This window comes from Candidatus Liberibacter solanacearum CLso-ZC1 (assembly GCF_000183665.1).
Lineage (GTDB): Bacteria > Pseudomonadota > Alphaproteobacteria > Rhizobiales > Rhizobiaceae > Liberibacter > Liberibacter solanacearum.
The window spans coordinates 578,681-599,048 of sequence record NC_014774.1 but is presented as its reverse complement, the minus strand read 5'-3'; the positions used below and the strand labels follow the sequence as shown (position 1 = coordinate 599,048).

Here is a 20,368-nt window from a genome sequence, read left to right as displayed (position 1 = left end):
CTTAACCCAAGAAACAACATCATCTCCATAGCTAACCTAGCTTTCGTACCTATTGGATGATATCGTCTATACTGTTCTATATCTGTATAGCCCCCGCATCGAAGCTAAAAATAAAAAAGCCGAAGCAACTTTATGCGGTGCTGGTTTTTATAGTATTTTTCTTTGTTTTTTAGGCGATACTGGCGTATGATAATCTTTAAGTCTATCTTTAACTTTTAGATACTGGCGACTATTCTCTTTATCTCTATTTTTGTTTTTGAGACGATACAGACGTTGGAACTCTTTAATTTTATCTTTGTTTTTTAGGTAGTACCGACGGTGACGCTCTCTACGCCTCTCTCTAAGTACTTCCTCCGATAAAAAATATCCTCGTTCCTCTCATCTCTGGGAATGAACCTCGGTTTGATATTACCGATCCTCGAGATTACGCCAAAGCGATAGTGAATGCCGTTACACATTATGAGAGGTTTTCTCCTTTAGGTGGTGGGCAAAGTAAGTGAGATATCTTAGGACCTGCACTAGGACAGGCTGGCAGATTAGGGGTTGCTACTGAGAACAACCGACGGAAGAATAAAGCCCAAGCGGGATTGATGAAGGAAGTTCTGAATACCACTGTTCCCTTTCAAAACCTCTGGTACACGAAGTCTGTTTTTGACTATTTTGTAAGGGGGAAGCTGGACGATGCGATTAATCCAGGAAACAGAGCAAGGGCTGAGGCGTATCGTAGAAAAAATATACAAAGAGAGAAGAGAAAGAAATAATGGTAAAACGTAATTTTGAACAGGACAAATCTGTTTCGTATAGTCTTTTAACTTCTCGGTTTGTTATTCCTTGGGAAATTGAAGATTATCGTAAAATTCATGCTGAAGTTGAGACCTCTGATGGAAGAAGGAACGAGCTAGTTCTTGAAGATGATTTTGAAGTTGATTGTGAAGATAATTTTCTTACTTTAAAAAACACGGATCTTAAGGGTATACTTCGTATATATGATGGCGAAAAACAAGAGCTTAAATACTCCATAGATCCAAATATACAATCCCCCCATAACTTACTACGATATGGGGATTTATCTCCAATCTATTTGAGGTTGGAGAATTTAGAAAAATACACCGATAGCATAGAGACAGGGACAAAAAATCTTTCTGAAGTTGTTTCAGTCTTGCGCCAAAAGGTTGGTCAGATTGATATTATCAAGATGGGCAGAGATGTTACCGTTTTAGCATCTAAAAGCTTAGAAGATATGGCAGAAATAGCTAAACTACAAGCATCCGTCAAAGGATCAAAAGCTTAAAAAAAGAGATTGAATCGCTTGAAACAAAGATTCGATTGTTTGATTCTAGACCGTCATCGCAAATTGATCTAGTGCCTCTTGAGAACCGAATAAAAGAATTAGAGCCTTTAAAAGACAGGGTTACCTCTAGTGGTAATTTAATATTACAAGTTACCGAACAGAACAAAACCCCTTGTATATATTTTAAAGGACAAGATGGTAAAGATATAGCTCTGATGTTTATTCGTGATGGGAATTTTCTTATAGGGATGATTGTTGATGGCAAACTAACCTCTGATGGAAGTTAAAATAGGCAACGCGACAATCAAAGAACACATAAAAGCCGAGAAAGACCCTCGATACGGAGAACTTCCCCCCAACTTTATAACGAAAGTTGGTGATATTTATAACGGGATTCAGATACTGAACTGGGTGTATGGATATGGGATTAATCCTCCCCTCACACCTGAGGAACGATTAAAGAAATGGAAAGTTGTTAGAGACCATGCGGGAACTGGTCATTTTTATAGGGGGGCTTTCATCGAGCATAATGGCTAAAAGACAAGATCAAACCGTTACTAGGCAAGAGTTTAAAGCCTTAGACTCTAAAGTTGATCATATCGACAAGCAATTTAAAGCATTAGAGGCGAGGGATAAGAAGAAACAGGCAAGGGATGAGAAGCAACAAAAATATATAGAAGAAATTCTTAATATTCTCAACACTTCAAAAGGTCTTGCTTCATTTATTAAAATGATCGGTGCAATAACCGCTTCTCTTTCCGCTATTATCTATGCAATCTATAATCTCAAAGGATGGCTTAAACAATGATGGAGTCGTTTCTTGCAGGTGGCCTATTTAGATTTGCTCTTCGGTTTATCCCCCTCGGTATTTGAGAAAATAGCTGATGGTGTATTAGAATATCTGATGCAGAAGCAATCGATAGAATATGATAAAATGAATCTTGAGTTGCCACGGATTAACAGCTCTACTCAGCTAGATCTTGCAGATATTAAATACGCAATTGAAGAACTTAAAGTTGATCAGTCAATCAGATTAGCAAGAATAAAAGCCCAAAAGGTCAAGAATGGTAGTGGTGTCAAATGGATTGATGGCTTTAACGCCTTAATCCGTCCTCTCACAACCTTTTTTTGGATTATTATTTTCCGCTATTGGTCTGGTGGAGTGTGAAAGAGGGCATCTTTGACAGAAGCCCCCTTTCGATCCTAAGCTCATTTGAACAAGATATTATCGCTTGTATCCTAGGTTTCTGGTACACCGATAAAATCGTTCCGAAGAAACGGGGGTTAAACCCGTCCCCTAACGGATTATCTCCATCTGTTTGGAGAAGACCTGTAGTAGCCTGAGACACACGTTCCATTGCGTTTGCAATAGCCCTTGACGTAGACGTTTTTACAAGCTCCGCTTTTACTGTACCCGTGACATTCATCTGTTTTATACGCAAAAGCAGGATATCCTGTAAATAAAAACAAAGAACACAATCCTAAAGCAATTGAACGAATCATTGTAGATGCTAAACCTAGTTTCTTGGTATCCATGTTTTACCTCTCCAGATACGATATAGTGTACTACACCTAACACTTATAGATTGCGTGAGTCAATACCATGCAGCTTTTAATTGATTTGGTTAAGGGATTTGATACGATAAAAAACTGCAAAAAAAAAATTTATATATTTATCTGGTAGATAAAGTATAAAAAAAAATTATAGTATTCTCACACCTTGTTTTTGGTGTGAAAGAATACGATAAAAATAAGCTTTTTATCAATGGTTTACGAATTTAGATAAGATAAATATGCATTGTCCTATGATTCGGACGTAAAATATGAAGTCTATAACTGAAAATTGAAGAGTGCTATGAGTAATAATAATTTATCTTACCCTTATGCTATAAATCACCCTCCTTCCTCAAATAAGATTGCAGATACTGTGGGGTTAGGTCCCATTCAAAAAGGATCAGCTCGTATCCATGCGGACGAAAAAAGAATGATTAATGCTCGTTCCGATGTAAACCAACTACTGCCCTTAAAATACAAATGGGCTTGGGAAAAATATTTATTTGGTTGTAATAATCACTGGATGCCCACGGAAGTATCCATGCAAGCGGATATTGCTCTGTGGCAATCAAAAAATGGATTGACAAATGATGAGCGCCATATGATTAAACGTAATCTTGGCTTCTTCGCAACATCCGAGAGTCTAGTGGCCAATAATATTGTCTTGGCTATATACCGACATATTTCTAATCCCGAATGCCGACAATATCTCTTGAGACAAGCTTTTGAGGAAGCTGTCCATACGCATACATTCCAATATATTGTAGAGAGCCTTTCTCTTAATGAGGGTGAATTATTCAATATGTATCGTGAAATCCCTTCTATCACCAATAAAGCAAGTTGGGCTTTAAGGTATACTAAAAATCTTAACTCCACATCGTTTTCTACTGGAACTGATGATCGTGACCAAGATTTTCTTCGTGATCTTATTGCTTTCTATGTGGTATTTGAGGGAATGTGGTTTTACACTGGATTTGCACAAATATTATCTTTAGGACGATATAATAAAATGGTAGGTATTGCCGAACAATACCAATATATCATGCGAGATGAATCGGTTCATCTCAACTTTGGCATTGATATGATTAACCAAATAAAAATTGAAAATCCACACCTGTGGACAGAAGATTTCCAACAAGAAGTAAGGAAAATGTTGCAAGAAGCAGCGCTACTTGAAGTAGCCTATGGGAAAGATACCATGCCTAAACCGTTTCTTGGAATTAACGCTAATTTATGCGAAAAATACATGTATTTTATAACGAATCGTCGTTGTACACAAATCGGATTAGATCCTGTTTTTGAAAAAACTGAAAATCCTTTTCCATGGATGAGCGAAGTTATAGATCTGCAAAAAGAGAAGAATTTTTTCGAAACACGTGTCACTGAATATCAAAAAGGTACAAGTTTAGACTGGGATTAATATTCATTCTTGGAAAAAATTAGAAGATACCAATTCTTATCGTTGTATGAGAACCATTTATTTTAAGTGTTGATGTTAGAATACCATCTTAAAACAAAATATGTATGCTATAGGTTACTACAATCTAATACAGCATATAGGGTTTTTACATTATAATTTAAGTGGTTCCTAACGATGAAAAAAAATAATCAATCTCCGTTAAATGTACGAGGCGTAGAAAACTGGGATCAAGCAGCACAATGGCTTAAAGACCGTGGTATTGAAGATGTTGAATGTATTACACCAGATCTAGCGGGTATCCCTCGTGGCAAGATGATGTCCTCATCAAAATTCATCTCCAATATACCCCTTGCCGTTCCTTCGGCAATTTATCGCCATACTATCTCTGGAGAATCACTTCATTCTCCTAATTTATTTCGCTATGGACCGGATGGAGATTTAAGATTGTCTCCTGATCTTTCTACTCTAAGCGTTGTTCCTTGGGAAGAAGATCCAACCGCACAAATAGTCTGCGATGTCGTTGATTATAACGGTGAAGAAGTGACCTATACACCTCGTAACGTTCTCAAAAGAGTTTTAGATTTTTATGTTCAAAATGGATTAAAACCAATCATTGCACCAGAAATTGAGTTTTATCTTATTGCTAAAAATGAAGACCCTGATTATCCATTGCATCCTCCAAAAGGCCGTTCCGGACGATCAATACTAGGGGGACAAAGCTATTCTATTATGGGAATCAACGAGTTTGATGAAATTATTGATGATATTTGGGATTTTTCTGAAAAACAAGGGCTCGAAATAGATACTCTGATCCATGAAGAAGGCCCTGCTCAATTCGAAATCAATATACGCCACGGCGATCCTTTGAACCTTGCAGATCAGGTTTTCCTCTTCAAAAGAACCATCCGTGAAGCGGCTTTCAAACATGATATTTATGCTACTTTTATGGCAAAACCAATGCAAAATTATCCTGGATCTGCCATGCATATTCATCAATCTGTCTTAGATATCAAAAGCAATAAAAATATCTTCTCCAATCAAGATGGATCAGAAACAGATTTTTTTAGATATTTTATAGGTGGTCTACAAAAATATATTCCGAATGCATTAGTTATGCTTGCACCTTATGGAAATTCTTATCGTCGATTAGTCCTTGATATGGGTTGTCCTGTCAATAATGCTTGGGGATATGATAATAGAACAACAGCGTTCCGTATACCTTTTTCTGATGCCAAGACTAAAAGAATAGAAAATCGCCTTCCATCATCAGATACGAATCCTTATCTAGCTCTTGCCGCATCACTAGCATGTGGATTATTGGGTATTCTGCAAAAAATAGAACCAACACCTCCTACCACAAATTCTGCCAATCAAAAAGCAATTAACCTACCTCGTGGACTATTAGAAGCTGTAACTCTTTTAGAAAATACATCTCATTTTAAAGATATTTTTGGATCACAATTCATTGATATCTATACTACTTTGAAAAGGAATGAATTTGAAACATTTATGCAAGTCATTAGTCCTTGGGAAAGAGAATTTCTGTTGTTAAACGTTTGACATAAACTGGAAAATTATATGATATAATAATCATTATGATCTATTCTAACCAGCACTAGTTCATCAAGGTATACATGCGTCAATCAACTTCTTATTACAGCATTCTATAAAATGATGTTTATGCACAACTTATAAGTAATAATAAAATGCCAAAGCACGCTACTCACATTTATAATTTTGATTTTGTTATATTCGGGGGAACAGGAGACCTTGCAAAACGCAAACTCCTCCCTGCTCTATATAACAACTACGTAAATAAGGAAGAATGTCACGTATCAAGTCGTATTATTGGCGTTTGCAGAGTCAAAATGACGGTTGATAAATATCGTTCGTTTGTTAATAAAGAACTTAAAAAACATCTTAAAAATGACGAATATAATTCATTAAAAGTCAAAAGATTTCTTTCTCTTATATCCTACATTAATTTAGATATAGAACACAATTATGGATGGAAAGAACTCAAAGAAAAATTAGAAGGCAATCAAAAACGAATTAGAGTTTTTTATTTAGCCGTATCCTCTATTTTTTTTGGAAAAATTTCCCTAAAAATATATGAAAATCAACTCGTCACAGAACATACGCGTATAGTAATAGAAAAGCCTATTGGCAATGATCTCATTTCTGCGCAAAAAATTCATGCAATCACCAGTAAAATATTCAAAGAACATCAAATTTTTCGCATTGATCATTATCTTGGCAAAGAAACAGTACAGGGACTAATGGTATTCCGATTTGCCAATACATTTTATGAATGCCTTTGGAATAATAAATACATTGATAATATTCAAATTACCACCGCAGAGACTATCGGTATAGAAAATCGCGTTGATTATTATAATAAAACTGGTGCATTACGTGATATGATCCAAAATCATCTTTTGCAACTACTTTGTCTCGTTGCCATGGAAATGCCTATTTCTATAGAATCAACAGCTATTCAAAACGAAAAAATAAAAGTATTAAAAGCACTTAAGATGATTTCTATAGACGATGTACAACAATTAACGGTACGAGGACAATATCAATCTGGGATTATTAATGGAATTCCTATAAAAGGCTATCTTGAAAAAGTGCCACTAGGTGTATCCGATACCGAGACTTTCGTCGCCATAAAAGCAAGTATTGACAACTTACGATGGTATGGCGTTCCTTTTTATCTCCGAACAGGAAAATGTCTTGCCAAACATGTTTCAGAAATTGTTATTTCTTTTAAGCCTGCACCTTGTCCTATTTTTGCTCCTCAATTATCCAATGTCGGAGCGAATAAATTAATTTTGCATCTACAGAATAATGGGAAGATTGAGCAATTTATCATCACCAAAGATCATAGTACAAGTGGCATAAAACTCAAAAAAAACGCTCTAGGAATATGTTGCTCTGAAGAAATTAAAATGCGTAATCCAGATGGATATGAACGCCTAATTACGGATGTCATAAATGCTAATCAAACACTTTTTATGGGATATGATGAGGTTGAAGAATCTTGGAAATGGAGTGATTCTATTCTACAAAGTTGGCAAACTGTTGGGCAAAAAGTTGATGGTTATGCTGCAGGTACGTGGGGACCAACTAAATCTCATACATTACTACAAAAAGACGGACGTAAATGGCATGAAAATAATCCTTAAGGATCTTTTACATGTCAAAATATGAATTTCATATTGCAGAAAGTAAGAAAGAACTAGCGCAAAAGTTAGCACAAAAAGTTGCAATACAATTATCAATGGGTATACGGAAAAGAGGATATGCAAGCCTTGCATTATCTGGTGGTTCAACACCTCAGATGTTTTTGGAAGAACTATCTATTATAAATATCGATTGGCATAAAATAACAGTAACCCTAGTCGATGAACGTTTTGTCCCTCTTGAAGATCCACGTTCAAATCAAGCTTTTATATCAAAATTTTTTCTCACTAATAAAGCTCAAAAATCATCCTTTGTCGCTCTTTACTATCCACAAAAAAATATTCAAAAATCAGTTAAAATAGCAAATGAAAAAATTAGTCAATTCATCCATTTTCCATTTGATGCCGTCGTTTTGGGAATGGGGATAGACGGACATACAGCCTCTTTTTTCCCTCAAGGAGACACACTTTCTATAGCACTTGATCCTCATACCCCAAGATCTGTAATAGCCCTTAAAGATCAATATACCCATGAACAACGCATAACCATGACTTTTTCTGCATTACATGACGCACAATTTTTAGCATTGCATATTGAAGGGATACAGAAAAAAAATGCTTTGGAAACAGCTATTTCAGGATATGATGCAACAGAAATGCCGATACGAGCTATCTTATGGCACGCAAATTCTCCTCTCGCAATATACTGGACTCCTTAATTCCAAATAATTGATACGCAATAAATGATTTGTTTTATACAGATTTTTTCTCTAATAAATGCGCGTCAAATTGTGGTATTTCCAGACCGGCAAATCGATAAGCGGCAATGACTGTATTCGCCATAAGCATCGCTATCGTCATTGGCCCAACGCCACCTGGGACGGGAGTAATAGCCCCTGCAATGGATTGACATTCAACTGCAACATCTCCTACTAATATGCTTTTCCCTACTTTAGAACAATTTATCCTATTAATTCCCACATCTATAATGAGAGATCCTGTCTTGATCCAATCAGCCTTAACCATATAAGGTTGACCTACGGCAACGACAAGAATGTCTGCCATTCGACAAATCTCCGGCAAATTTTTAGTCTTTGAATGCGCCATAGTAACTGTCGCATTCCTAGCAAGCAATAATTGTCCCATTGGCTTACCAAAAAGATTAGAACGCCCTATGACTACAGCATGTTGACCTGATAAATCAGATCCCTTGAATTTTTCAATCAATAAAATTGCTCCTGCTGGAGTACAAGAAATGAGACCGGTCGTAAAATCACCAATCATCAGTTTGCCTGCATTGACAATATGAAGACCATCCACATCTTTTTCTGGGGCAATAGATTGAATAAGAAATCGATCACTTAAAGTCGATGGAAGTGGAAGTTGGAGCAATATCCCATGAATAGCATCATCTTGATTTAACTCTAAAATGGTTTTTTTCAACTCATCTTGAGAAATATCTATAGAAAAATTATATTGAACTGAATGAAAGCCACAACTTTTAGCCATCGACTTTTTAGCTGATACATAAGAACTGCTAGCAGGATCGTTCCCAACCAGAATAACAGCAAGACCTACCTGAATACCTGTTTTTTGTCGTAAAAGTGTGACAGATTCTGCTATTTTTTTAGTTAGTGCAGAAGCTATACTTTTTCCATCTATCAAAGATCCCACGAAAGACTCTCCTTTATGTTACTAATCTTTTACCAAATAAGAAAATACATATCCCGTCTTGAAAAAATGATCATAACCAAGGTATAAAAAAATAAATGCTCTCACACAACAACATGCATGACTACATAGAAGTATGTTGATAATTCACTCTATTTTTTTAAAGCTTTATATAGAATATAGTCCCATTTTTTTAAAAATATGATCCTGTGTATAAATACAATAATTGAATTTCAAAGTCCAACAATTAAAATTCCTTATTATTGTGATTTGTCTTTAGCTTTATCCAATAGAGATTTCTTTTGAGCCATCAGATTAGATTCTTTGTCACTTAAATGAAAACAATTGAGGCGTATATCTGCAATAGATAAGTAATTTAATTCATTTATCAAAACATCTGATATAAATTGGGATCCTAATTTCAAATTAAGATCTTCCTTTATTTTTTTACGAAAATTATCCATTCCAAACGATTTTATTTGCACGATATCACCCATAGGAGGGCCAGAAAGCAATGTATAAAGATAATCAGTAGAAATTTCTTTTAAATAGTATTTCGATTGTCTATCATTCACAATAAATGATAGTTTTACAAAAAAATAAGCTTGCAGAATACCATTAGAAATACTGGGAATTGCAACTAATTCGCCTGTAATCATATGGATGGACTGCTCTGTAGTAAGTGGCTTGCTGCTTTCTATCTGCGGATCTACGGAACGTAAAAATAATATATAAAAAGATGCAATTGTTATGATTGATATCCATATCCCAGAAAAAAAAAATTCAACATATATCAAAAAATCTCGCATATCTATCGGGATAAATGCTATCGGCATTTATATCCTGTTTTATTTCTTTTTAATAAACCAATTATTCTACGCGCATAGTCTGAATAAGATGAAAAAATCATTCAATGCTCATTCCTTATACAAGCTACTTATCTGTTTTACTTGTATCAAAAAATCCCGAACATCCATTAGAATAAGTTCCATCAGTATCAATATCTTGCAATCTCTTTTTAAATAAATCAGCTACCACACGAGCAGCATTTAAATATGATTCTAAGAGAGAAGAATTTAATGCTAATTTTTCCTGCAAGATACGTATCTGTTCTGAATGATCACATGATATATATTTGCAAGAAATCAGAAACACAGACAATTCATGTAAACAACGCCCCTTGTTATCGTTTGAAGCACTAATATCAAATTGCTTATTAGTTTTTAAATTCTTGTTTTCATTATCTATAACTTCTATTACTCTTTTCAAGACTGTTTGAATGCGATAATCGTTCAACGTAGACACGATGTTACTTTCTCATTATTGCTCTACATACGATCTATTTTAAATATTTTTAAATCAGAATGGACTAAATCAACATTTTATTTGCTAGTATTCGATAAATTAAACGTTATTCTTTGTTGTTTTACTATGACATTACTAATATTTTCTGCCAGAATTTCTTTCCAAAAATCTCCGTAAAATCCCCCTCCTAAAGACTTAATTGTTTCTTCAGGCAAGATCGATTTAATAAAATATTGAAACATAACACCTTGTAATTTTTGCATTGCTTCTGGAATATATTTTGATTGGTCAGATGTTTTCTGTACATTCTTCGTCTGAAGAAAGGATGAAAAAGATTCCGAAGAATAATTATTTGGAACAATCTTGGTAAGATTACTGTCCATATTGTGAAAGTAATTAGTATTACCGTTAATAGACGAGACTTGCATATAAACCGCCATTTTTTCTAAAAAATAAATTCTAGTACAAGGTGATTATAACGTTATAAACTTGCGGGAAACTGCATCAAATAGCACACGTTGATCTACATTGTCTTCGTTATTTTCATCATCATATTGACGCTCTTCTAAAAGATATATTTCATCTTTAAGCTCGGTTAACCTATCAATTTTAACCTTTTCAGATAAGAGTTTATTCTCTTGAATAGATTGTAAATCCGCCATTTTTTTTTCATTTTCACTTAAAGAATGATGGAAATTTGAATAGTGGCAAGCTAGAGAAGGATTTTGCAATGCTATCGAATACATTGAATCTATCAATTCTTCTCTTAAAATATTTATTTTCTTATGTTGAGATATAGTATAAGCAAGATTTACTTCTGCAATTCTTTTAAGACAATGTTGCACGGAAAGAAGCTTATGCAATGTTTTTGAATCACGACATCTCATCATTAACCCTTTGATTTTACTAAAAAATTCCGTTGAAAGAATGGATAAACTGATAAATAATCATTTCAATCGATGAGTATAAAAACAAAAATCCTAATCCTACCATATAAGGAGTAGAGATAAAATAAACAGGAATCTGCGGAACTATTTTATTCAGAAATCCAATAGAAATATTAAATACTACATAAAAGAATAAAAATGGACTAGATAATCTTAACATAATGATAAATGTCATTTGCAGTATATTAATGAGAGAAGAAAAGATATTGTCAAAGTGCAGTTCTTTTCCAATAGGAGTTGTGCCATAAGATTTCACTAACGCATAAAAAATCTGGTGATGAAAATCTATAATCCATAATGCCAACAAACCTATTGTCCCTATCAAAGAACTAAACGACGTTTCTGGAATGGAATCAGATATTCCCATACTTGATTGTAAATTTAACCCAATTGCAGTGGATATTACACTGCCCATAAACTGCAAACCAAACGTATATATACGAACTAGCACACCATGAACACAACCTAAAAACAACTCCACTATTACTAATTTCAAATAATATGCTCTATCTGCAAAAATTTGAAGGTCAATTGTATCCCAAAGAAACGGAAGCAATACTATGGAAAATGTCATAGAAAAAAAAAACCGTACCTGCATCGGAACATATGGCATTGAAAAACCTGGTAAAAACATAATGCAACTACCAATACGACAACAAATCAAAAATAGAGACATGATAATAATTTCTGGAGAAGCAATCATGAAATTGAACCTAAAATATTTATTTTCAATTCCTTAGCTATTTCCATATGCGAAAGAACTGCTAAAGATGGAAAAGTTCTTGCAAGTATCATGCGCACATAAGAGCGAATTTCTGGAAGTGTAATAATAATCAACGGAATACCTTGATTTACATACTCACGAATTGCATTTGTAGCATCCTCCAAAAATGCTTCAATAGCACGTGGTTCAATATTAAAATCTACACACTCTCCTTTAGAATCTCTTTGTATAGCCTTATAAAAAATCATATCCCAATGATTTCCTAATTTGAGAATATTCAAGATACCAGCATCTGCTAAATCACCACAAATCTGTTGCGCCATTCGAACACGCACTTGCTCTACTATTTGTGACGTCTTACGGACATGTGGAGCTACTTCAGCGATAGATTCTAGTATTAATTGTAAATTTCTAATAGATACACGTTCTGCTAATAATGATTTCAAGATTGCCTGTATACCAGAATATGATGTATGAGAAGTACAAATTTCATCTGCAAGTTTTTTGTATTCAGGATCAAGCTTACTAATGAGATTCTTCACATCTTTATAAGAAAGAAGTTGAGGTAAATTATTACGAATAACCTCATTTAAATGAGTTAAAATAACTGAGAGATTATCAATAGGCTGAAATCCTTGACGTCGTAAATCATCTGCAAAACTTTCCATTATAGAAATAGCCTGCATACCAAAAGCAGGTTCTTGAACCTCATCTCCAGGAAAAGTAGGTCTTTGACCCGATCCTACAATAACTAAAACCTCTCCAATACGAAGTTCACTTATGGCAACCGTTGTACCATACATTTTAATATGGTATCCTTTTTCTGGCAGAGAAATATCTGTCGTCACCTTGATTTCTGGTACTATCAATCCGTATTCTTTAGCAAACTTTTTACGTATCTTAGATGCTCTAAAAAAAAGATCCTTCGTTGAAGAAAGCAAACGACTGGAAACCAAGCTACCAAGAACCAATTCAATTCCTGGCACATTAAAATTCAAATCCGTTGTATCTTGGTTTTGTTCCAGATGTTTTTTCGCTTGATTGGTTTTTGCGATATTTTCCTGTTCAATCTTGTAAGGAACATACCAACCACTAAAAGCAAAAAAACCACCCAAAATCAAAAAGGGAAAAGTGGGTAAAGTCGGTATAGCGGATAAAATACTCATAAAAAATGCTGAAATCAATAATGCACGCGGATAGTTTGATAATTGCTCAATAATAGCAGTATTTGTAGAACCCTTTGAGGTTGTACGCGATACTAAAAGAGCCGCAGATAAAGATACAAGGAGTGCTGGAATCTGCGATACAAGTCCATCTCCGACTGATAATCTCACAAAAACATCAGCAGCGTGATGAATCGACATATCGTGTCGGAAACATCCAATAATAATACCACCTAAGATATTAATCGCTGTAATGATAATACTTGCTATGGCATCTCCACGTACAAATTTTGATGCTCCGTCCATTGCTCCGAAAAAAGAGCTTTCATTCTCCAGATCCTTGCGACGAATTTTTGCTTCATCTTCATCAATAAGGCCAGAAGACAAGTCAGCATCAATTGCCATCTGTTTCCCCGGAATAGAATCTAAAGTAAAACGAGCTCCAACTTCTGCAATACGCGTCGCACCTTTCGTGATAACGATAAAATTAATTGTAATTAAAATAAGAAATACAACTAAACCTATCACAAAATCCCCAGACATTACTAAGGATGAAAATCCAGCAATGATTCCTCCTGCAGCTCCATATCCTTCATGCCCAAATGAAAGAATTGCGCGTGTAATAGCAATATTTAATGACAAACGAATAATGGTAACAATAAGAAGAATGGTTGGAAAAGAAGAAAATTCCAAAGGTTTTTCAATCCATAATGCTACCATCAAGATCAACACTGACAATGCAATGGAAAAAGCTAATCCTATATCAAGAAGAAAAGTTGGTATGGGTAAGAAAAGAATGCATATAATAAGAACAATACAAAAAGATAACGAAAAATCGTGTACGTGATTTCGATTGTTGGAATCAGATCCTCTTACCAAAGATTGCCTCATATTATAATATCAACCTAAAATAAGTCTATGTCCGCTATATAAATCAATCTCTAGCGCATAAGAGTTGTGTGAAAATTAATTTATTATTAAAAAGAAGATTGAATACGTGAAAGAACTAAAGTAACAAAGGCAGAAATTTGACCACCAATAAAAGGTGCTGAAATAATAAGAGTAATAAAAACAGCGATAATTTTAGGGACAAAAGTCAGCGTTACTTCTTGTATTTGGGTTAAAGCTTGTAAGAAAGCTACCAAAACACCAAAAAACATTGCAGCTAATAGCACAGGAGCGCTGGCTGATAAAATTGTCCATATTGCAGCTCGCGCAATTTCCAAAACATCTGCTTCATTCATATCAATCTCATTTAGATTCAATAAAAGCGCATTTTACTTGAGATCATAAATTTCAACTAGACACACGAATCCCTGTCTTAATTGGAATTTCCTGATTTTCAGCAGTAATAGCTGTTAAACCTGTTGACGATACTTGAACAGCCTTTACAATACCGCTCATAGAACCATCAACGTTTTCAATATTCTTTCCAATATAACTAGAAGCCTGTGCTAAATTATTACTGTTCAATAATTCTTTAAGGTTAGTATTCATTTGTACAGATTGTTCCATTTGAGAAAAAACAGCTAATTGAGCAACTTGCTCACTTGCCTTCATTGGCTCCGTTGGATCTTGATGTTTCATCTGAGCAATGAGCAGTTTAAAAAAAGCATCATGACCCATCATAGTATTAGGTTTTGATGGCAATGATTCTTTCTGTGTAGAATTCACTTCTGTATTAATTTCCATGACTCAATCTCCTGGCGAATACATTGAAAAATTGATGCGAAAATTGCATCACCACTAGGTTCCATACTCTCGATGAGATAAAGCGTACGAATTGTCTTTAAAGCTTCAAAAAATCGACCTGATGCTACCAAGAATTCAATGTTTTTCAGCGCTAAAACCATCTGTTCGTTCCGCATAGAATTTAAAAGAACAGCTATATATCTTCGGCAAAGATCAATTGAAGAATCTTTCTTCGCAGGAACAAGAAATACCATTTGCACTATAAGATATAACTGACGCAATGGCGTTATAGCTTCTTCTTCCCGTATTACATGCTGTTCTAGTATAAATGTAATATCATTCAAAAGCTCAAGCATTACCTTGCTATTGACTCGCACAATAGCGCCATTTAAAAATATTCGCTCTCCAGCTCTCAGAGAAATGCGCAAAGGACTGTTCACTTTAATCCATCCCTCACTACAGACGTAACATCAATTATAGCCTGATAATTATTAGATTCATTCCTCCGAATACGCTCACATTCTTCTAAAATCCACAAACCAATTGAAATAAGATTTAATTTTACTTCTTCGGTCAATTGATTACTTTCAGAAACCAAATCTTGTATAAAAACAACCCATACACGATTCGTATAATACAATGCTTCAACGACTTCCCTACTATTGGGTTTAGACTGCTGCGCACTGGACAATAAAGAAATAGACTTATTTAGAATCCAAAACTCACGCTTTCTAGATTCTACCGAAGATTCTTGCACAATCTCGTTATAATACTGACGCATTTACAATTTTCTTTTCTTATTCAAATATAATAAAATTTCAAAGATAATTTAAAAGACTTAACTTCTGAAGCTTAGCCGTAATCATATAGGACATATCAATTTTATTGATTAATTCTGTTAATCCGACACTTGCTTTATATTGATCAACAGAAACTGATTTTAAAATATAAGTATCAATGATATTCATTTTGTCTTGAAGAAACTTAATTTCTTCCTCTATTCTTTTCTCAGAGAAACCTAAAAAAGCGCTCTGATGATTGAGATCTTGCACTCCTTGTCCTATAAAAGAAGCCATCTTATTATTAAGAACATTGCGAGATTCCGTCGTCAAATCTTTATTTAAAAATTCCACTCCAATAACTGAAAAAAGCATAAAATTTCGTATCGCATCCGAATTAACATTAACAGAAACTTCTAAATTCCCCGCATTACTCGAGTGATACTTAATATTCTGATCAGAAGCATTTGACCAATTCTTTGACCAATATTCATCATTTGAAAATTTTTCTTCTAATTTATTAATAAAATCAGCCATTTGATGACCATTCATAGAAGAAACATCTAAATTCTGTCCAACCGGAAGATTTTTTGAGTTTTCTTTAAGAAAATCTTTTAACATTTGATCAAAAGATTGTTTGGCTAAAGAATCTTTTGCAAAATAATCTTGTAAGGGCTTTTCTGATGTATTAATACCGGAGAATAAGTATTTCCCTCCCTCCGTTGTATTAAAAAATTCAATGGTAGATTGAAATGAATCTTGCAGCAGACTCACAACTTGCGCTATCGCATGTTTGTCCTCATTGCCTTGAAGAAGAGGCATCTTTTGCAGTGCATTCTGATAAACATCATCTATCTTTTCTACATGTTTTTGCAATATAGACAAACGTGTTTTTACTAACTCAGATCCCCTAAGCCTCTCTGTAACATGATTTTTTTCTTGCTCAAATTCTATGATATCTGTTACTTTTGATCCTAATTGCAGCCCATAATCCCAACATTGTCCAGTAATAGATTCATGTTGTAATTTTTCCATATTATTACTAAGATCCTTAGTTAAAATATTCATCCTATCTAATATAGAAGATGTTGAAACACCTGTTATTTTCATGATTTACTTAATCCCTTCTAATAATGTATTTAACATTCTATTAATGGACATCATAAGCTTGTTAGAAATATTATAAGATTGCTCTACTTTGATGAGAAAACTTAATTCATCTTGAAGATTAACACCTGTAGTATTTGAGTAAGATTCAGATATATGATTGAAAACAACCTGATTTTTCATACGCGAATCATGACTAGTTGATCTATTTTTTTCCAACCATCCAATGGAATTTTTCGCGTATTCCAACAAGCTAACGTTAGTACCTATTCCTGTTGCAGAATCAAAAGAAAACATTGCATTGAATGAATCACAGTAATGATTGATAAGACCTGAGTACTCTGCAAAACCTTTAACATTCCATAGATGATTCTTAGAAACGGATCCACCATCCCGCAAAAAAAAAGGATTAGATTGATATTGCGGATTAACACGAATAATTTCAGACATCCCCTTATATAATTTATTGCCAGGATCTTTTAGACCATCAGCAATAAACAAACCAAGAACATCCTGAGAACGACCAGCAACTGGATCTTTTTCAGAAAAGCCACTTATAAGACTTCTGGATATCTCATCAAGTTGATTTTGAAACATTGGTATGACATTATCACGGATATGCAACAGTGCTTTTATTCTACCCTTTGGTGCAGTATGTGTCTGATCAGGAATAGAAACCTTTACACCATCAATGACAACAGACTTGCTCTCACTTGTCGCGCTATACAGATCCATCTTCTCAAAATTGATATTTCGCGGAACAGTTTCAAATAACGTAGTCCCATCTGAAGTATAAATAATTATATCATTATTATTTCTTATAATTGTAGAAATACCAATTTCTTCAGAAATGTTTTGCAATAACGCATCACGTTTATCTAAAAGTTCATGAGTATCGTGTTTCGCAACAGTCTTGAATTTTATTTGATCATTGACAACTGTCAATTCAGATAAAAATCCTCTTAATTTAGATACTTCTATATCAATTTCCTTATCAGCGCCTGCACGGATTTTTTGAATCTCTTTCGACGATGTATTAAGATTATAAACTAATGCGTTTGCATCACTAATAATCTGTTTTCCAAATATATCTGTAGAAGGATTATTAGAATATACAGACAAGGAATCTCGCAATTTAGCCATATAATGCGAAGGAGAATTATTATATTTATTCTCAGCGCCCATTATATCTTTCAAAGACTCAAAACTTTCTAGAAGCCTCTGTTGCCCTATAGCAGAAGATTTTGCATCTAATAATTTTTCAAACATATTCTGATTTTCAGAACGTTGTTTGACAGCAACCGTCATATCACCAGTATTTACAGTGATAATATCCTGACGGACATAATTTTTATTTCCCGAATTTTCTATGTTTTTAACAATAGTGAAAAACTGTTCACTAGCATTACTAAAAATATTTTGCGCTTTATTAAAAACAGCTGAAAGAGACATTTTCTTAATTCCCTCATAAAAATTATCTTTTGAGACTAATCAGAATATCCATAAAATCAGAGCCTGTTTGAAAAACTTTTGAATTAGCAGCATAATTACGTTGTGCTTCTATAAGCTCTGTCAGTTCATTAGCAATATCAACATTTGCGGTTTCTAGCGCTCCAGACAAAACATCTCCACGCTGATCATTTCCAGGATAACCAATACTGATATCACCAGAATCACGTGTTGGAAGATAGGTATTCCCATCACATATTTTTAAACTATTCTCGCTGGGAACTGTAGCAATTGCTAAACGATAAACCGGAACCCGTGTACCATCATCATAAATAACATCTATATTACCATCTTTAGAAACAGAAAAATCTCTTGGTTTTCCTGGTGCCTGACCATTAATGACAGCATTTTGTGGTATAAAACCACCTACAAGTTGAGTTGTCTTCGATATATCAATTTTTATCGGGTGACTAATACCGGAAGTATTATCATCAAAGGATATTTCCTTGGGAGAAGATTCTGCTAAGTGTCCTGTAACAGGATCAAAAGACACATCTATAACTGCTAAAGGATTTGTAACATTATACGGAAAGATAGTTTTAGATGATTGATCTTGCCGAAAAATAGACACTTCCCATTTTTTGTCTTCAACTTTCGTATAATATAAATCATAAATTACACGAGATCCTAGCGTATCATAGGCTGAAAAAGAACTTTTATGCGTATACTCAGCATCTCCCCCATTAGATTTTGGAGTTTTGCTTCTTACAACTACTTTTGCATCTTTATCAAGATTAGCAGGAATAGACCCTAAAGTAGTTGGTACCGCACGAGGCTCGAAATTTCTTACATTAATTGTTTCTAAACCTTGAAAACTATTGAGAACTAACGGAGAAAATGCATTTCTCATAGGATATCCTTGCAACACATACCCTGCTGTATTCTGCAGGAAACCCTCGTTATTAATTTGAAAATTACCTGATCTTGTTAGATAATGAGTTCCCGTTTTATCCTTGACAACGAAAAAACCTTCACCTTGAATAGCTAAATCGGTATTAGATGCCGTATGAATCAAAGATCCTTGTGAAGATATCATATCCTTTTCAGAAACCGCTACTCCACCAGAGGTATGGCAACCTGCTGCAGGCGGAAAAACAAGAGATGAAAATGAAACAGCAGTACGCTTATACCCAATCGTATTCACGTTTGCTATATTATCGCTCACCGCAGAAACTCGGTTAGATTGCGCATCCATCCCAGACATAGCAGTTTTCATCGTTCCTAAAATGCCCATTGTAGCTACTCCACATATTATAAAATCTATTAAAAGGTATGCTATACTCCTTGTGCGGGACTGATGATAAGTAAGTATTTTTTAACTTAATTCCAATCGATGGAATAACCAAGAAATCGTTTGGAATCGACAGGATCAAATCCTAATTTTTTACGTAATTTTTTGCGCAATTTACTGATATGACTTTCCACAACATTTTCTTCCACCTCTTCATCAAACAAACCATAAATAGCACTGAAAATCTGTGTTTTCGCTACTCTTTTACCCCTATTAGCCATGAGATATTCTAAAATTCGACGTTCTCGTCTAGGCAAAGGGAAAACTTCACCTTGTACCTCTGGATCACGTCCATCTGAAAATACGCGAATAGGTCCAATTTCAACACGATGATTAGCAACCTTTAAACGCCTATGAATAGCCGCTACTCTTGCTAATATTTCACGATGATGAATAGGCTTATGCACAACATCATCTACCCCAACATCAAAAAAATCCAAGGTCTTTTGTAGAGATGAATAATCACTAATGGCAATGAGTGGCATCTGTGATTGAGATCTAATAATTCGTGGTAATTCCATCACTTTTTCTCCCGTCCCTATCAAAAAAGCTTCAATTGCAGATACATCTTCTTGTGCTAAAGATTGAAACCATTCTTCAAATTCAAGGGAGTGAAATCCCTCTAAAGAAACCCCATCATCACTAAAAAGAGAAATATAACCATTTTTTACTAAAGCACGATCATCAATCAAAACGAGCATCTTTTTTCCCCCGAATCACACGTTGTGTC

24 protein-coding genes and 1 pseudogene are annotated in these 20,368 nt (G+C 34.5%); 9 read left to right on the top strand and 16 right to left on the bottom strand.

All coding sequences use genetic code 11. The features are described from left to right. Positions 1 to 590: 590 nt before the first annotated feature. The 5 genes and pseudogenes from CKC_RS06120 to CKC_RS02710 form a co-directional block, all read left to right on the top strand. The gene (locus tag CKC_RS06120; protein WP_013461965.1) at positions 591 to 761 is read left to right on the top strand and encodes a hypothetical protein; all 171 of its coding nucleotides are present in this window, start codon (positions 591 to 593) and stop codon (positions 759 to 761) included. Beyond that, a complete protein-coding gene (locus tag CKC_RS02730) occupies positions 761 to 1,291 on the top strand; it encodes a hypothetical protein (RefSeq protein ID WP_013461964.1) in 531 nt (176 codons plus the stop codon). Before CKC_RS06120 ends, CKC_RS02730 begins: the two co-directional genes overlap by 1 nt. A 35-nt stretch (positions 1,292 to 1,326) precedes the next feature. Continuing rightward, the gene (locus tag CKC_RS02725; protein WP_013461963.1) at positions 1,327 to 1,578 is read left to right on the top strand and encodes a hypothetical protein; all 252 of its coding nucleotides are present in this window, start codon (positions 1,327 to 1,329) and stop codon (positions 1,576 to 1,578) included. A gap of 197 nt (positions 1,579 to 1,775) precedes the next feature. Then, the gene (locus CKC_RS02715) at positions 1,776 to 2,099 is read left to right on the top strand and encodes a hypothetical protein (RefSeq protein WP_244391988.1); all 324 of its coding nucleotides are present in this window, start codon (positions 1,776 to 1,778) and stop codon (positions 2,097 to 2,099) included. Beyond that, a pseudogene (locus CKC_RS02710) lies at positions 2,096 to 2,572 on the top strand (hypothetical protein); the annotation flags it as partial. The gene CKC_RS02715 and the pseudogene CKC_RS02710, both read left to right, overlap by 4 nt. A gap of 24 nt (positions 2,573 to 2,596) precedes the next feature. Here CKC_RS02710 and CKC_RS06045 read toward each other — a convergent pair. Then, complete coding sequence (locus tag CKC_RS06045) at positions 2,597 to 2,827, bottom strand: hypothetical protein (RefSeq protein ID WP_143827765.1); 231 nt, start codon at positions 2,825 to 2,827, stop codon at positions 2,597 to 2,599. A gap of 319 nt (positions 2,828 to 3,146) precedes the next feature. Between CKC_RS06045 and CKC_RS02705 the strand changes: the two genes are divergently transcribed. The 4 genes from CKC_RS02705 to pgl all read left to right on the top strand — a co-directional run bounded on the left by CKC_RS02705 (position 3,147) and on the right by pgl (position 8,169). Further along, positions 3,147 to 4,265 (top strand): ribonucleotide-diphosphate reductase subunit beta, encoded by a 1,119-nt coding sequence (locus tag CKC_RS02705; RefSeq protein WP_013461958.1) that lies wholly within the window; start codon positions 3,147 to 3,149, stop codon positions 4,263 to 4,265. A 174-nt stretch (positions 4,266 to 4,439) separates the two neighbouring features. Then, positions 4,440 to 5,825 (top strand): glutamine synthetase family protein, encoded by a 1,386-nt coding sequence (locus tag CKC_RS02700; protein ID WP_013461957.1) that lies wholly within the window; start codon positions 4,440 to 4,442, stop codon positions 5,823 to 5,825. 146 nt (positions 5,826 to 5,971) lie between these two features. Then, positions 5,972 to 7,453 carry a glucose-6-phosphate dehydrogenase gene (gene zwf / locus CKC_RS02695; protein WP_013461956.1) on the top strand — a complete coding sequence of 494 codons (1,482 nt, stop codon included), beginning with the start codon at positions 5,972 to 5,974 and terminating at the stop codon, positions 7,451 to 7,453. A gap of 11 nt (positions 7,454 to 7,464) precedes the next feature. After that, positions 7,465 to 8,169, top strand: coding sequence for a 6-phosphogluconolactonase (gene pgl / locus CKC_RS02690; protein WP_013461955.1), 705 nt, complete (start codon positions 7,465 to 7,467; stop codon positions 8,167 to 8,169). Between the two features lie 34 nt (positions 8,170 to 8,203). On the opposite strand, the gene folD is transcribed toward pgl, so the two are convergent. From folD to CKC_RS02615, 15 genes are all read right to left on the bottom strand, one after another. Beyond that, positions 8,204 to 9,124 carry a bifunctional methylenetetrahydrofolate dehydrogenase/methenyltetrahydrofolate cyclohydrolase FolD gene (gene folD, locus CKC_RS02685; RefSeq protein WP_013461954.1) on the bottom strand — a complete coding sequence of 307 codons (921 nt, stop codon included), beginning with the start codon at positions 9,122 to 9,124 and terminating at the stop codon, positions 8,204 to 8,206. Positions 9,125 to 9,381: 257 nt separating this feature from the next. Then, positions 9,382 to 9,957, bottom strand: coding sequence for a hypothetical protein (locus CKC_RS02680; protein WP_013461953.1), 576 nt, complete (start codon positions 9,955 to 9,957; stop codon positions 9,382 to 9,384). A 97-nt stretch (positions 9,958 to 10,054) separates the two neighbouring features. Further along, on the bottom strand, positions 10,055 to 10,426 hold the full coding sequence (locus CKC_RS02675) for a hypothetical protein (RefSeq protein WP_013461952.1): 372 nt from the start codon (positions 10,424 to 10,426) through the stop codon (positions 10,055 to 10,057). 77 nt (positions 10,427 to 10,503) lie between these two features. Next, entirely contained in the window at positions 10,504 to 10,854 is a 351-nt protein-coding gene (locus CKC_RS02670) for a hypothetical protein (protein ID WP_044054089.1), read from the bottom strand. 45 nt (positions 10,855 to 10,899) lie between these two features. Next, positions 10,900 to 11,313, bottom strand: a complete 414-nt coding sequence (locus CKC_RS02665; protein ID WP_013461950.1) for a hypothetical protein — start codon at positions 11,311 to 11,313, stop codon at positions 10,900 to 10,902. Between the two features lie 19 nt (positions 11,314 to 11,332). Then, positions 11,333 to 12,076: a flagellar biosynthetic protein FliR gene (locus tag CKC_RS02660; RefSeq protein ID WP_013461949.1), complete on the bottom strand. Its 744-nt coding sequence runs from the start codon at positions 12,074 to 12,076 to the stop codon at positions 11,333 to 11,335. Then, positions 12,073 to 14,151, bottom strand: coding sequence for a flagellar biosynthesis protein FlhA (gene flhA / locus CKC_RS02655; protein ID WP_013461948.1), 2,079 nt, complete (start codon positions 14,149 to 14,151; stop codon positions 12,073 to 12,075). Before flhA ends, CKC_RS02660 begins: the two co-directional genes overlap by 4 nt. A gap of 86 nt (positions 14,152 to 14,237) precedes the next feature. Continuing rightward, a complete protein-coding gene (gene fliQ, locus CKC_RS02650; protein ID WP_013461947.1) occupies positions 14,238 to 14,504 on the bottom strand; it encodes a flagellar biosynthesis protein FliQ in 267 nt (88 codons plus the stop codon). 52 nt (positions 14,505 to 14,556) lie between these two features. Then, positions 14,557 to 14,952, bottom strand: coding sequence for a flagellar hook assembly protein FlgD (gene flgD / locus CKC_RS02645; protein WP_044054087.1), 396 nt, complete (start codon positions 14,950 to 14,952; stop codon positions 14,557 to 14,559). Continuing rightward, a complete protein-coding gene (locus tag CKC_RS02640; protein ID WP_013461945.1) occupies positions 14,931 to 15,392 on the bottom strand; it encodes a flagellar biosynthesis repressor FlbT in 462 nt (153 codons plus the stop codon). Before CKC_RS02640 ends, flgD begins: the two co-directional genes overlap by 22 nt. After that, a complete protein-coding gene (gene flaF, locus CKC_RS02635; protein WP_013461944.1) occupies positions 15,389 to 15,733 on the bottom strand; it encodes a flagellar biosynthesis regulator FlaF in 345 nt (114 codons plus the stop codon). The genes CKC_RS02640 and flaF overlap by 4 nt, the downstream gene beginning before the upstream one ends. A gap of 37 nt (positions 15,734 to 15,770) precedes the next feature. Beyond that, positions 15,771 to 16,841, bottom strand: a complete 1,071-nt coding sequence (locus CKC_RS02630) for a flagellar hook-associated family protein (RefSeq protein WP_013461943.1) — start codon at positions 16,839 to 16,841, stop codon at positions 15,771 to 15,773. Positions 16,842 to 16,844: 3 nt separating this feature from the next. Beyond that, positions 16,845 to 18,290 (bottom strand): flagellar hook-associated protein FlgK, encoded by a 1,446-nt coding sequence (gene flgK, locus CKC_RS02625; RefSeq protein ID WP_013461942.1) that lies wholly within the window; start codon positions 18,288 to 18,290, stop codon positions 16,845 to 16,847. A gap of 22 nt (positions 18,291 to 18,312) precedes the next feature. Continuing rightward, on the bottom strand, positions 18,313 to 19,581 hold the full coding sequence (locus CKC_RS02620) for a flagellar hook protein FlgE (RefSeq protein WP_013461941.1): 1,269 nt from the start codon (positions 19,579 to 19,581) through the stop codon (positions 18,313 to 18,315). 86 nt (positions 19,582 to 19,667) lie between these two features. Further along, entirely contained in the window at positions 19,668 to 20,339 is a 672-nt protein-coding gene (locus tag CKC_RS02615) for a winged helix-turn-helix domain-containing protein (RefSeq protein WP_013461940.1), read from the bottom strand. Positions 20,340 to 20,368: the final 29 nt, after the last annotated feature.